Genomic DNA, 15,075 nt, shown 5'->3' on the forward strand with positions numbered 1-15,075 from the left:
CGGCAGTAACCAAAGTCTAGTTTTGCTAGTTTGCTAACTTCGCTTGGTACACCTTGGCGTTCACGTTCGGCTTGTACTTCTACTAGTACGTTTTCGCCAACAATACCTAAATCACAAACACCGTCCATTACTAAGCCCGGAATATCGTCATCGCGCACGCGTAGTACGTCAATTGGCATATTAGTTGAGTGTGCAATTAAGCGTTGCTCACGTAGGTTTAATTTAACACCTAGTTGCTTTAGTAAATCTTGACAATCTTTAGACAGGCGACCGCCTTTTTGGATGGCGATACGTAGACGATTTGTGTTACTCATTATTCATTTTCCTTTAATTTAAAAACTAAAAACCCCGAGGGGAACCTCAGGGCGAAAATGAATCAATGTGTTTTGAATCGCCAGAGGTTCCTTTTAGGAATAACCTCTCAGCGAAAGACCTGACAGGTTATTCCGGTGAATGGTGGTGATGATGTACTATTGTCAGGTTTAAGCGCATTTTTGTATCCTATTTTACTTACCGCTATTTAGTGAGCGTTAAGCTTTAATCTGTTTCAATAAATTTCGCATTCATAAAAACATAAACCGCCTAGCTTAGGCAAGTTTTTTTTTACCAAATTAAAGCATATCTTATAACTGCCGATAATATTGAGAGCTAAACAGTATTTTTAGTTGTTTTAATGTTTAAATTGTAGGCAAATTGGGCTTTATTGGTCAATTTATCTAATTTTTAATAAACAAGTTAAGGAGGGGGCTATGGATATAATGATCCCTTTTTTAGGGAAAATTTCGCGGTTAGAGCTTGAGCCTAAAAGTACATTTCATATTGCAGGTGTGCAAAATATGCCACAAGCGCAAAAAATTAAGCTTGAAAATGAAAAAAAGCAGACACTCAACAAAAAAAGATTAGCGCAGGCGCAGGGCAAAAAAAGTGCAAGTGCAGCTAATGAAAAAGCAATTACTGTAGATGATCAAGGGAATAAACATTTAGATACATGGGTATGATCTAAACCCTTAATAGCAAAAAGCCACGCACAACTTTTTACTATTAAGGATGTGTTTGCTAGCGTTTTTTAGCTTTAATAATGTAAAAGCTAAATATAACTACAACGGTAAGTTGCGCTATAAAGCCTTGCCACGTAGATTTTAAACCCAGTAGTGTAATGTCAAAGTTTATCGGCATTACACTAATCGCGACTAAATCAGCCTCTTGTAATGCAATGACAGCTTTACCCATTAATACAAAGGCAAGTGCAAATAATAAATAAGTTGTATAGGCAAAAAACTTAGCAATAGGTAACTTAATCGAATATTTAACTAACACCCATGCTATAAGCGCTAATAAACCCACACCCAGTGCAAAGCCCATCGCAACCGATGAATACTGTGCTTGCGAGCTTTGCGTTAATAACGACTGATAAAATAATACCGTTTCGAACACTTCACGATATACCGCTATAAACGAGAGGCCCGCGAGCCCCCATAGTGTGCCAGACTCTAATCGCGTATTAATATTTTGCTGAATATATGCCTGCCACTGCTGAGCACTGGTTTTACTGTGCATCCATACCCCAACATATAGCAAAATAATAGCTGCAAATAAGGCGCCTATCCCTTCCATTACTTCGCGGCTGGCACCACTTATTTGTATTAATGTTTGCGCTGCTGCCCATGTTAAACCACCTGCTATGAGGGCCATTACCCAGCCAATATGAACGTATTTAAGCGCATCCTGGCGTTTGGTTTTTATAAGCACCGTCATTAGCGCAATAACAACTAATAGTGCCTCTAGGCCTTCGCGCAGCAAAATAACTAAACTGGCTGATAGCAAGGCGCCATCGCTGAGTGTGGTGTCATTAAGTAGGTTGTTTGCTTTTGTTAATTGTGCAAGTACAGCATTAACTTGCGCACCGACAAGCTCGGTGTTTTTTTCATTTTTGAATGTGTTACGTAAGTTCATCAATTGTACTTCAATGTTTTTACGCAAGCTTTCATCGTATGCATTTAAGTTATTTTCTATCAGCTCAAAACCATCTAAATAGGCACTGATAGCCAGTTCGCTGGCTTTTGCATATTCACCATTAGCATGTGCATTTTGCGCTGCAATAAGTTGCGAGCGTGCAACGCTAAGTGGCTGAGCTTTGTTTTTAAATAAGTGTTCTGGATTACCGCGCAGCCACTTAATAAATTGAACTTGGGCAGGGGATTGTTTTTGTGAAAGCTGCGCAGGGTTAAGATTAATGATGTCTGAAGTGCTGATTGTCTGGTTATTGTGTTGCGGCTTAGTTATATCTTGAAAAGCTAAACTTCCTACATAAAAGGCGAGTGACCAACGTTGTTGCTCATTAAATTGGCTAAAAGCAACCATTGGCGTATCGTCTATGCCATTGGATACAGCTTCATATAATCCCATAATTGTGCGATTTGTGGCTCGCTCTTTATCCGTAAAGTTGGTGGGCTGTGGTATTAAACCTTTAGCAAGTGGTCCATCACCTTGTCCATTTATGCCATGGCACATAGAGCAGTTTTCTGAAAAAAGTGCCTTTGTTTGTTTTAGGGGTAATAAAGATGAAGGCAAAGAAAGCTGCGGCATAAATTCACGCAGAGACTGCCTAAGCTTTGAGCTGGCAGCACGAACACTTTGTACGCTTTGTTTATTTATAATGGCGTTATGTAAGGCGCCAGCTTGTATTTTTATATGACTGTATTGATTATTAGCACTGCTTAACTGTGTGGCTAGCGTGCTTATTAAATTTGCAAACTCAGACATTTCTTGAAATTCGTCTTTACTGACTACCTCGCCTTTTTGCACCGCGCCAACGTAATCAACCCCTACGTATTCTGCAAGTTGTGATATTTGTTTAATTTTAGCTTGCTCGGCAGGCGTAGAGGCAAAAGCAGAAAAACAAAAAAAAGTGAGTAAGAACAAAGGAAAGAGAAAAACGTGGCGACGTGTAATGCCATAAAATAACGAAAAAGCACTTGTATACTTACTGGACATAATTAGCCCTATAAAAAACATTTAAAATTAAAACTATTTTTATTACGCTTAAAATAAATAAAACCGTGCTAAAAATAATCCCCCATAAATAACTAACCCGCAGTGAATAGGCTGCGGGTTTAATAAAGAAAACTTAGTGACTTTGCTCGGCAGATTTAATACTACTTTGAATGAGAGGAGAGATAGTTAAACCTTGCACAATAATAGAAAATATAACCACAACATAGGTCACAATAACGATTAAATCATGCAGATCACTGCCTGATATAAATACTTGATCACGAGGAATAGCTGCAGCCATAGCTAATGCTAAACCGCCACGTAAACCACCCCAAGTTAAAATTTTAACGCTGTGTTTGTCGTAGTTTTTAAAGCGCTTAAATATTACAAATGGTGCACCAACACTAATAAAACGTGCTAATAAAATAGCAGGGATCATAACAAGGCCTAAGCCAATTTCACCCATTGTTACTGGCATAGTGACAATCAGCATACCAATAATCAAAAACAACAAAGCGTTTAAAAAGCTGTCGGTGGCGTGCCAAAAGTCTTTAATATAGCGCGTGTTTTCAGGCCCTGTGCGCTCGGTTGCTTTTGCGCGAGTAATATTACCTAAAATAATACCACTGGTTACCATGGCAAGCGCACCAGATATTTCCCATACATTGGCAGCGGCAAAACCCGCAGTTGGAATGGTTAAGGTTATTAATAGGCGTATATTTACATCTTTACAGTTAATAATTAAAAAGTGACCCACAAGGGCCATTGCTAAGCCAAACACGATCCCGCCTATGGCATCAACAAAAAACAGCTCTGCAATGTCGGCTGGGTTGGCATCGGTGCCAAAAAATGCAACAGAAAACAGCGTAGTAAAAATTACCAAACCAATACCATCGTTAAATAAAGACTCGCCTTCTACCTGTACCGAAATACCTTCAGGGGCGCGTAATTGTTTAATAATTGCCAGTACAGCAATTGGATCGGTTGGGCTTATTAAGGCGCCAAAAAGTAAACAATAAATAAAAGGGACGGGCCAGCCAAGTGCGGCAAAAATATAAAAACTTAAATAGCCAATTAAAAAAGTAGAGACTACGGTAGAGAACAAAACTAAAGCGGTTATTTCCCATCGTTGTTTACGCAGTGCCAACAGGTTAATTTCTAAAGCACCTGCAAATAACAAAAATCCAAGCATGCCTTTTAAAAGCAATTCATTAAAATTAATACTGGCTACAATTTGCGTCATTTCTAATGCAGTTGTATCGCCTAATAACTTAACTGAAATAATTAATAACAACGATATAACAACCGAGCCCGTTGTTATAGCAATCGTTGTTTGCATTTTAAGAACATACTGGTTTGCATAAGCAATAAAAATTGCGATAGCAGAGAGAAAACAAATGAGATACCAAGCATTCATTGGCTAACCTTAAATTTTTTTTAGAGAACAAAAAAGAGCGAATTAAACGAGCCGTATATTACTCCTGTGACTAGGCTGTGTCACAGTATTTATGGGGCTTTTAGCACTTTTTTTATGTCTTTAGGAGACATATAGTTAATGCAAATTTACTGGTGTTATTGCTTGTAATGAAGAGATTAACATGAGGTTGCCTAGGCAACGTAATGGCTGATTAATGCCGTTAATTTAATAAAGTAAACGCGGCTATTTTGCGGGTGTAATAGTGTAATTTAGTGTAAATATATGTATACAATTTGTATCTGTTTAAGGTTTTACTGATTTTGTGTGTTTTTTAACCTACTGTAATTTCTGTTGTTCTTACGTTTCCTAATACTTTACTTGTAAATTAAATGTTTAATTTTCATAACTCAAATTTGTAACATAAGCTTGATCCTCAATCGGGTACAAGTAGTTCCGGTTAATACAAATCCACTACAAACTAAATATTTTGACGGAGCGTAAACGTGAATTTATCAAAAATCACATTAGCAACTTTTGCTGCTTTAACCTTGGTTCAAGCAACAGATGCAGTAGCTGCGAACAAGAAATACCTAAATCAACAAACGGCTTTAAATAACATGATGCAATCAAATTCGGCATCCATTTTATTTACTAGCCCTAAAGACTTGATTGGGTTAAGTGTAAGGAACGAGTTAGTTGTATTAAAAGAGTTTATAAGTAATAACGGTGAAGTAACTCGCCGTTATCAGCAAACATATCAAGGTTTACCAGTAATTGGTGACACTTTAAGCCTTACATTTAAAAATGGCATGCTTAAAAAAGCCCATGGCGCTGCGGTGTACGATATTGAAGGCGATATAAACGATGTAAGCGCTAAATTATCTGTAAAACAAGCCATGCTTCAAAGCCAAAATGTAGGCATAGCTGCAAAAACTAAAGGCTTAAAAAAACACAATGAGAAATCAAGGTTAGCGATTTGGGTTGATCAACAAAGTAAGGCGCATTTGGTGTATGAAGTATCGTATGTAACCTACGGCAAATCGCCATCACGTCCTTATCAAATAATCGATGCTAATACCGGTGAGGTTTTGCTCAGCTACGATAACTTACAACATGCTGATGCTACGGGACCAGGGGGGAATCTCAAAACAGGTAAATACATTTACGGTACTGACTTTAGCAACCTAGATGTGTCTCAATCTGGTAACACCTGTGTTATGGATAATGCCAATGTAAGAACTATAAATCTCAATGGCGGCACAAGTGGCTCTGCTGCCCATTCATTTACTTGCCCTGAGAATACAGTAAAAGAGATAAATGGGGCTTATTCGCCGCTTAACGATGCTCATTATTTTGGTAACGTTATTTTTAATATGTATAACGACTGGGTGGGGTCGCCACCGCTAAGTTTTCAGTTAAAAATGCGCGTACATTATTCAAGTAATTATGAAAATGCATTTTGGGATGGCAGCGCAATGACCTTTGGCGATGGGCAAAGCACTTTTTACCCACTCGTAAGCCTTGATGTATCGGCGCATGAGGTAAGCCATGGCTTTACCGAACAGAATTCTGGCTTAATTTACAGCGGTAAGTCGGGTGGCTTAAATGAAGCTTTTTCTGATATGGCTGGTGAAGCGGCTGAGTATTACATGAAAGGCACTAACGATTGGTTAGTCGGGCAAGATATTTTTAAAGGCAATGGCGCGCTTCGCTATATGAATAACCCATCACAGGATGGACGCTCTATAGATAATCAAGGTAGTTATACCTCTGGCATGGATGTGCACTATAGCTCGGGTGTATTTAACAAAGCATTTTATAACCTTGCTACTACATCCGGCTGGGATACTAAAAAAGCATTTGTAGTCATGGCACGTGCGAATCAGCTTTATTGGAGTGCGAGTACAAATTGGGATTTAGCTGGTAACGGCGTTATGGACGCTGCGTGTGACTTAAATTACAACCCAAGCGATGTACAAGCTGCATTGGCGGCAGTGGGAGTTAGTTCAAACCTAAGTGCAGGGAGCGATTGCTCGAGCACGCCTGTGCCTACGGATGAGGCGTTAACAAATAAAGTGGCACGTACGGGGATCAGCGGCTCTGCAAAAGCGCAGATGTTTTTTACACTCGATGTACCAGCGGGGGCAACAGATCTTGAGTTTAATACCGCTGGTGGCTCGGGCGATGCAGATTTATATGTAATGTTTGGAAGTAAACCAACACTGAATACGTATGACTGTAAAAGTACCACCTCTTCAAGCACCGAAAACTGCAGTATTTCGAACGTTCAAGCAGGCACCTACTATGTAATGGTAGAAGCATGGAATGCTATAGCTGATGTATCGCTTACTGGGAGTTTTAACAATTCAACAGGAGGTGTCACACCGATTAACAGAACCGAGTCTAATATTAGTGTTTCAACTAATAGCTGGGCTCGATTTACTCAAGACTTAGGAGCGGGCTATAGTAGTTTAACCGTTACTATTTCTGGTGGAAGTGGCGATGCCGATCTTTATGTAAATTATGGTTCAGCGTCGAGTACGTCAACTTATTTGTGTAGACCTTATAAAAATGGCAACAGTGAAACGTGTTCGTTTGATAACCCACAATCAGGTACATGGTACCTAGATTTAAGAGGGTACAGTAATGCAAGCGGAGTAACACTGAGTGTGTCTGCTAATTAAACATTGATACCAGGGGCCTAGTGCCCCTTTTTTTAATTTTATGGATACCAGTATTGCCAATTATAAGGAATACCAATGAAACCTTTTAAACTACTAAGTGCACTGTGCTTATTTACTACAATGGGCGTTGTAGCTCAAAGTGAAACAAACAAAGTGTGGGTAAGCATAGATTCAACTGCAGCGGCACATTATGAGTATACCCAGCATGGATTAGTGCAAAGATTGCCCTTTGCACAGCGCTCAACAAGTGCGCTTGAAAATATAGACTTGGTGAATATACCTGCTGATCAGGTAAATAATCTAAGCGAATTTATGCACCACAATTATAATCGGTGCGGTGGGTTTGTGGCACATGATTCATGGCAAGAGGCGAGCAGTTACGCAACACAATTAGCCGCGGCGCATACTATACAAAATACATTAGCATTTAGTTATTCTATTGATAACGAACAAACAGTACAAAATTTAATGTCATCAATTAGCACCGTTAACCTCGATAGCACTGTTAACTCTTTAACCAGTTTTAATAATCGTTATTACACCTCACAAACAGGGATAGATGCTGCAAATTGGTTAAACACATATTGGCAACAAATAGCGCAAAGTCGCAGTGATATTAGCATTGCAACTTACCCGCATAATTGGGCGCAATCGTCGGTTATAGTGACAATTGAAGGCAATGAAAAAGCAGATGAAATTGTTATTATTGGCGGCCACCTTGATTCGATAAATCAGTCAAACCCAAGCAATGGACGCTCACCTGGTGCTGATGATAACGCCTCAGGCATTGCTGTGCTATCAGAGGCGCTGCGCGCGATTGTACAAACTAATTACAAACCACAGCGTACGATTCAAATTATGGCGTTTGCAGCGGAAGAAGTTGGCCTTAAAGGTTCAAGTGATATTGCAAGCAGCTACCAATCGCAGGGTAAAAATGTAGTGGGCATGGTGCAGTTTGATATGACAGGCAATAATGGCAGCCTTGAAGATATAGTTATGATGACTGATTACACTAACAATGCACAAAATCAGTTTTTAGCAGCGCTTTTAGATACCTACTTACCGCAATTAAATTATGGATTTGATCAGTGTGGTTATGGTTGTTCTGATCATGCGTCATGGTATCAGCAAGGGTTTGCAGCCTCTATGCCTTTTGAATCAAAAATGGGCGATATAAACCCGCTTATTCACACCCAAAACGATAACCAGTTTGATGCTCAACATGCCAGTAAATTCGCCAAGTTGGCAGTAAGTTATGTTGCCGAAATGGCTAAAAATGCCGGCGATACCGCGCCTCCTACTAATAACCAATTAACCAATGGGCAAACACTTAGTGGGATCACAGGGGTTGCAAAAGAGCAGTTTATTTACACATTAGCTGTGCCACAAAGTGCGAGCAATTTAAATTTTATTACGACTGGGGGCACAGGCGATGCAGACTTATATGTACGCTACAATCAAGCACCTACGCTGAACGATTATGATTGTAAAAGCACTACCTCAAGTAGTAATGAACGTTGCGATATTAATCCCTCTAGTGAAGGAGTTTACTATGTGATGGTACACGCATGGAATGCGATAGAAAATGTATCCCTAACCGGAAGTTACAATGAAGGGGGGAGTATTGAGCCTATCAATCGGAGCATTACAAACATAAATGTTTCTGCTGGGAGCTGGCAGCGCTTTAGCCAAAGTTTAAATACGCAGTACGCATCATTAGATATAACAATGTCTGGTGGCAGTGGCGATGCTGATTTATATGTAAACTTTGGCACTCCTTCTAGTGATTCTGAGTACTTGTGCAGGCCATATAAAAATGGCAATAGCGAAACCTGTTCGTTTTCTGCGCCACAAACAGGTAATTGGTATATCGATTTAAAAGGGTATAGCAATGCCAGCAATGTCACGTTATCAATAAATGCACAATAACGTGTAAAGGGGTGTGAGCCCCTTTACAAAATTCTAATTTCAATTGGCTTGCCCTTATAGCCAGGCTTACGTAAAATCTCGCTATTATTTTTTGTAAAGTGACTGGTATTATCAAACAGCTGTTTAGTGCAACCGGGCCGTTAGCGTTATCTTTAGATGGATACACGCCTCGCCAACCTCAAATTGATATGGCCGTTGCCGTTAACGATGCATTAAAAAATAGCACGCAGTTAGTGGTTGAAGCGGGCACTGGTACAGGTAAAACGTTTGCCTATTTAGCGCCTGCCCTTAAATCTAAGGGTAAAACAATTATCTCAACAGGCTCTAAGGCCTTGCAAGAGCAGTTATACCACCGCGATTTACCTCAGCTAGTAAAAGCACTTAATGCATCTAAAAAAACCGCATTATTAAAAGGGCGCGCTAATTATCTGTGCACTTATAGGCTAAATCAACATGTAGCCCATGTACCAACAGACGATCCTGATGTAATGCATCAACTTGCTATGGTTGCAAAATTTGCCAGTGAAACACACTCGGGTGATTTAGCTGATTGTATTGGTATTGAAGAAGATGCCAAGGTACTGCCTTATGTTAATTCGACAGCCGATAATTGTTTAGGCAAAGAGTGTCCAGACTTTCAATCATGTTATATACGCAAAGCGCGTTTGAATGCAGCCGAAGCGGATGTAGTGGTTATAAACCATCATTTATTTTTTGCTGATATGGCAGTAAAAGACTCCGGTTTTGCCGAACTTATGCCCACCGCCGACGCTTATATTTTTGACGAAGCACACCAGCTTAGCGAAATTGCCAGTGACTACTTTGGTGAAAGTATTAGCACTAAAAAGCTGGTGGATTTAATTAACGATTTACGCGCTATTTACCGTGCAGAAATTCCCGATATGCTGCAGCTTGGCAAAAGCCTTAATAAGCTAGAAACCAGTGTGGCTGATTTACGTTTACAGTTTGGTGTAGATGGTAGCCGAGGAGATTGGCGCGAAAAGCTCAGTGATAAATTAATTTGCGCAGCGCTGCATCGGGTAATTAGCGATTTAGACTTTGTTTATCAGGTATTAAAACTGTGCCTAGAGCGAAGTGATAAAATAGAGCACCCGTTTGAGCGCACTTTAGCGTTTAAAGGTCATTTAGAGCGTGTTTTTGATACTGCACAAACGGGCTTTAGCTATTGGTACGAAACCACGCGGCGCTATTTAACGGTTAATATTACGCCCCTTAATGTCTCTGCTAAATTTGCTCAAATGATGAAAGACACCGGCGCAGGGTTTGTATTTACCTCAGCCACGTTATCGGTTGATAATAAGCTCGATCACTTTAATGCAAGCTTAGGTATTACTCCTGCGCAAAGTATGATGGTTGATAGCCCCTTTGATTATCCTAATCAGGCGCTTTTATGCTTACCACGATATTTGCCAGAATCGCATGCAGAGAATATGCCTCATGCAATTATAAAATTAACCCTAGAGCTGATTAAATCGGCTAAAGGGCGTTGCTTTGTGCTGTTTACAAGTTACCGAATGATGCATTTGGTGGCTGAGGGTTTAACCACACAAATGGACTACCCAGTTTATATGCAAGGGCAAATGTCTAAGCGTATAATACTGGAAAAATTTACGCGCCATGGTAATGCGGTATTGTTAGGTACTGCCTCGTTCTGGGAAGGGGTTGATGTACGTGGTAGCACGCTAAGCTGTGTTATTATTGACAAGTTACCTTTTGCAGCACCGGATGACCCATTACTGCAAGCCAAAATGCAAGATTGCCAAATGCAAGGCAAAGACCCGTTTGCTCATATACAGTTACCGCAAGCTGTTATAGCGCTCAAGCAGGGCGTGGGGCGTTTAATACGAGATAACAAAGATAAAGGCGTGCTGGTTATTTGCGACAACCGATTAGTAACGCGCCAATATGGCCAAGTATTTTTAAAAAGCTTACCGCCGATGCGCCGCACGCGAAGCTTAGAAGATGCAAACACATTTTTAAAACACATTAACTAGAGTACTAAAATGATTAAAAGTAATATTCTTGCCCTAGACGCCTCAACCGAAGCGTTATCTATAGTTTTACACTTTGAGGGCCAAACATTTCATCATTTTGAAGAATGCCCACAGCAACATAGTCAAAAAATACTCCCTTTAGTTGATGAGCTTCTTAATAAAGCACAGTGTAAATTAAAAGACTTAGACGTTATTGGCTTTGGCCAAGGGCCAGGTAGCTTTACCGGTGTACGCATTAGTGTTGCTATTGCACAAGGGTTAGCTTATTCAGCCAATTTACCATTAGTGGGCGTATCAACCTTGGCAATTATGGCCCAGCAAGCGTACGAACAAACGCAGGCACCAGTAGTGTATTCAGCTATAGATGCGCGCATGGGAGAAATTTATTTTGCCCAATACCAGGTAAATAACGCACGCATGGAGTTGGTAAATGAAGAGTGTGTTATAAAACCTGATTTATTAAGCAAAGAGCACATAAGCAGTGAAGATTTACACGCGATTGCCGTTGGCACGGGATTTAAAAGTTACCCTGATGCACTTAAAAACGTTAGCAATATAACCATAAATACAGCCATTACTTTGCCAGATGCTCGCTATATGCTTAGCCATGTAGACACGGGCTTTTTGAAGGGCGAGGTTGTTAAAGCAAGTGATGCGCAACCTAAATATGTGCGCGATACAGTAACATGGAAAAAACTACCGGGTCGCGAATAAGCACAAGAGTTGCAAATTGGGTGTTTTTAAATCATAATTTTTAATATGTTTATTGTTGGAAGTTATCTATGACTTTGCCAATTGGCGCTGGTTTTTTTACTGGAGATATTCCTGCAAAGGTTACCTCTACAAAAATTTTACCCTCTAAACCACAAGGTTTAGCGGATGATAGCGCCAGTCAAAAAACAAACACAGATTATGTAAAAACTAGTAAAGCGGGTGTAGAGCTTGCTAATCAATACTTTAGTCAAAACACTAGTAACGCAAAGTACAGCCAAACTATTTATGACCAACCAAGCCCAACGGTGAGTAAAGCAATTTCAACATATACTGAATTTGCAAATTTAGAGCGTCGCGCCGAAGTACAAGATTTAATAGGCGTCGATATATACGCTTAGCCCCAGTAACAGTAAAAAATAAAAAGCCCGAACACAGGTTCGGGCTTTTTGCGTAAGCTTATGGCTACTGTTTAATAAAGCCAATTAGTTTATCGGCAATATCTGTATTATTTTGAGCACCGTTAAAGTGTTCACTGCCTTTACCGTAGGCAAATACTTGTACATCTACAGCGGTGTGTCCGCCTGTTGTCCAACCAGTAAAGCTGGCATCACTAATAATACTTTTAATGGCTAAATTAAGCGCTGTTTCGCCCATTTTTTTCGCTTGTTCAAGTTTTACTTTATTAGCCGGTGTATATTCAATACCTGTGTTGGCGCGCCAAATAGGCTCTAGGTCATCAGCAGCGAGTAATTGCTTTGTTAGCTCAACGGCTGTTGCTTTAACGCCTTTAATAACTTCTGTATCCCACTTATATTGTCCGTGCGCACCGAGGGTTAACCCACCAGTTGAATGATCTGCAGTAACCACTAATAAAGTATCAGGGTTTTTATCAATATAGGCTTTTGCTTTTTCAATCGACTGTGCAAAGTCATCCATTTCGGCCATGGCACAGGCTACATCGTTAGCATGTCCACACCAATCAATTTGGCTGCCTTCAATCATGACAAAAAAGCCGTCTTTATTTTGGCCGTCGAGTAAATCAAATGCTTTAGCTGTTAGTTGCGTTAAGTGGTTTGAATTAGCATCAAGCGCAAACGGCAGGCCCATTGGGGCGTATAAGCCAAGTGCCGGTACTTGCGTAATCTGACCAAGGTTTTTTATATCATCGCTATATTGATAACCAGCTGCTTTAAATTCATCAACGAGGTTACGGTCTTCTCTAATAAAATACTGCGTACCGCCGCCTAGCATTAAATCAACAGGGAGTTTACCGGCAATTTTGTTATCTATGTATTCATTAGCAATGGCATCGTAATTTCGACGTGATTCGTTATGTGTAGCAAAACTAGCTGGGGTGGCATGGTTAATTTGCGAGGTAGCGACTAATGCCGTTGTCATACCGCGTTCTTTTGCTATTTCTAGCATGGTTTTAACAGGCTTTTTGTCTGTATCGACTGCAATAGCACCATTATAACTTTTGTGGCCGCTACTCAGTGCGGTTGCACCTGCAGCACTGTCGGTAACATAAGTGTGATCGTCAGGGTAAGTACGCGCCATGCCTGTTAAAATAGTATCAAATACGGTTGTTTCAATCTGCTTGGTGGTTGGATCATCTTTAAAATAACGATAAGCGGTTGTATAGGCAGGACCCATCCCGTCACCAATCATATAAATTACATTTTTAGGTGCATCGCTTGCATAAACACTGGTAGATGCACATAAAAGCGCTAATAAGCTAAGTTGGTTTTTCATTTTTATCCCTATGAATGTGCTGTTTAAATAGCACCACAATTGTATATGGTTACGGCGTGTTGAATTTGCAGCATAAATACCAAACATGTGCTGCCCAAAAATTCTTTCTAAGGCGATTAAGTTTTTTGCTAGGTTTTTACTCAGCCCACAAGGTTACAAACCTCGTAACAGGATTTAACCGCCCGTAGATTGAACAAATTTCAATCCACAAAGTTCAATACGCCCTCGTATAATAATGAAATGAAGTAAGAATAAAAAGCAAAGTATATAAACAGGTTTGGCTAATTGTCACTAAAACAATACAGCCATTTTTTTAGGTTATGTTAATTATAATGTAATGAATATAGTGGTATACATTACCTACCTGAAGAGTATTTAAGCTCTGTTTGTAATTATTTATTGAATTAATGAAACTTAAAATATTTTAAGTTGTTGAAATTAAATACATAATTTAAATTCAAAAGTTAACCTTACAAATAAAGTGGTCTTTATAAATATAAAAAATATAAAAACTTTTGGTATTAGAGGTCTGACAACTAGTATGTTATAAATAATGTCGCACGTTAAAAAGAGGTGTCTGTTGCAGCCATTTGAAATAAAAACAAGAAATATAACATTGCGTGGCTTACAAAAAGGCACTGGCGATGAGCTGGTTATAGCCTTGCATGGGTGGCTAGATAACAGTAATAGTTTTACACCTATGTTGGATAAGGTTAATCCGCAGCATACTTGGTATTGTGTTGACTTTGCTGGGCATGGGCTATCTGATTGGCGTGCACAGGACGCTCATTATTATTTTGTTGATTATATTGACGATGTGTACCAACTTATAAAGAGCTTAGGGGCAAAAAAGGTACATTTAGTCGGCCATTCAATGGGCGCAATGGTGGCGGGTTTATTTGCAAGTTGTTTTAGTGAGTATGTGCATTCAGTTACCTTTATTGAAGGGATTGGCTGTGTTACAACCCCCAGTGATGAAGTATGTGAGCAATTAAAAGGGGCGATACTGAACAGAGAGCGCGCCTACAATAAAAAAAAGCGCGTTTATAAATCGCAATCAGCGATTATTGAAGCGCGTGCAAATACAACAGATTTAAATAACGAACTGATCACCTTATTGATGAGTCGTAATATTAAGCAAAGTGAACTAGGGTATGAGTTAACAACAGACCCTAAGCTTAAAAATCACTCAGGTTTTAGGTTTGATGAAGCGCAATGTATTGGTGCAATAAAACAATTAATTGCACCAAGCCAATTAATTTTAGGTAACCAAGGTTATTCGTTTGTAAAACAAAATTTGGCCAAGTATATTAGCTATTACAACAACTTGAAGGTAATTAATGTAGATGGCGGGCATCATTGCCATATGCAAAGCAGTGGGTTATGTTTTGAGCATATTCAAGCCTTTATGCTGCAAAATGGTGCATGTTAATTGTAAATTAGCGCCAAATGTGGGATTATTTCTGCATTAGAGTATTTGCTCAATTGTTAAAGTGCCTTTCTTTTATTAAAGATAATAAAAAAAAAAATAAAAAAAAAAGAAAAAAAAGGGAAAAAAAAAGAGTAAAAA

The 15,075-nt window shown here is 39.5% G+C and carries 10 protein-coding genes and 1 pseudogene; 7 read left to right on the forward strand and 4 right to left on the reverse strand.

All coding sequences use genetic code 11. The features are described from left to right. Positions 1–314: pseudogene (hisG, locus tag B4F91_RS11600) on the reverse strand (ATP phosphoribosyltransferase); the annotation flags it as partial. A gap of 435 nt (positions 315–749) precedes the next feature. On the opposite strand from hisG, the gene B4F91_RS11605 reads away from it, so the two are divergent. Further along, complete coding sequence (locus B4F91_RS11605) at positions 750–998, forward strand: hypothetical protein (protein ID WP_286938431.1); 249 nt, start codon at positions 750–752, stop codon at positions 996–998. A 58-nt stretch (positions 999–1,056) separates the two neighbouring features. Here the strand turns inward: B4F91_RS11605 and B4F91_RS11610 are convergent, their stop codons facing one another. Then, on the reverse strand, positions 1,057–2,994 hold the full coding sequence (locus B4F91_RS11610; RefSeq protein WP_257125173.1) for a cytochrome c/FTR1 family iron permease: 1,938 nt from the start codon (positions 2,992–2,994) through the stop codon (positions 1,057–1,059). Positions 2,995–3,127: 133 nt separating this feature from the next. Beyond that, entirely contained in the window at positions 3,128–4,411 is a 1,284-nt protein-coding gene (locus tag B4F91_RS11615; protein ID WP_004586375.1) for a cation:proton antiporter, read from the reverse strand. A 503-nt stretch (positions 4,412–4,914) separates the two neighbouring features. Here B4F91_RS11615 and B4F91_RS11620 point away from each other — a divergent pair. The 5 genes from B4F91_RS11620 (at position 4,915) to B4F91_RS11640 (ending at position 12,151) form a co-directional block, all read left to right on the forward strand. Continuing rightward, the gene (locus tag B4F91_RS11620; protein ID WP_096042988.1) at positions 4,915–7,095 is read left to right on the forward strand and encodes a M4 family metallopeptidase; all 2,181 of its coding nucleotides are present in this window, start codon (positions 4,915–4,917) and stop codon (positions 7,093–7,095) included. A gap of 75 nt (positions 7,096–7,170) precedes the next feature. Next, positions 7,171–9,024 (forward strand): M20/M25/M40 family metallo-hydrolase, encoded by a 1,854-nt coding sequence (locus B4F91_RS11625; protein WP_371370607.1) that lies wholly within the window; start codon positions 7,171–7,173, stop codon positions 9,022–9,024. Positions 9,025–9,122: 98 nt separating this feature from the next. Then, positions 9,123–11,039, forward strand: a complete 1,917-nt coding sequence (locus B4F91_RS11630; protein WP_286938430.1) for an ATP-dependent DNA helicase — start codon at positions 9,123–9,125, stop codon at positions 11,037–11,039. A 9-nt stretch (positions 11,040–11,048) separates the two neighbouring features. Further along, positions 11,049–11,753: a tRNA (adenosine(37)-N6)-threonylcarbamoyltransferase complex dimerization subunit type 1 TsaB gene (gene tsaB, locus B4F91_RS11635; protein ID WP_273588509.1), complete on the forward strand. Its 705-nt coding sequence runs from the start codon at positions 11,049–11,051 to the stop codon at positions 11,751–11,753. A gap of 68 nt (positions 11,754–11,821) precedes the next feature. Further along, positions 11,822–12,151, forward strand: a complete 330-nt coding sequence (locus B4F91_RS11640; protein WP_055254155.1) for a hypothetical protein — start codon at positions 11,822–11,824, stop codon at positions 12,149–12,151. Between the two features lie 64 nt (positions 12,152–12,215). Here the strand turns inward: B4F91_RS11640 and B4F91_RS11645 are convergent, their stop codons facing one another. Next, positions 12,216–13,505 (reverse strand): alkaline phosphatase, encoded by a 1,290-nt coding sequence (locus B4F91_RS11645; protein ID WP_054981946.1) that lies wholly within the window; start codon positions 13,503–13,505, stop codon positions 12,216–12,218. A 580-nt stretch (positions 13,506–14,085) separates the two neighbouring features. On the opposite strand from B4F91_RS11645, the gene B4F91_RS11650 reads away from it, so the two are divergent. Next, entirely contained in the window at positions 14,086–14,937 is an 852-nt protein-coding gene (locus B4F91_RS11650; RefSeq protein ID WP_286739886.1) for an alpha/beta hydrolase, read from the forward strand. Positions 14,938–15,075: the final 138 nt, after the last annotated feature.

The organism is Pseudoalteromonas sp. UBA6610 (genome assembly GCF_002433295.1).
Lineage (GTDB): Bacteria > Pseudomonadota > Gammaproteobacteria > Enterobacterales > Alteromonadaceae > Pseudoalteromonas > Pseudoalteromonas atlantica.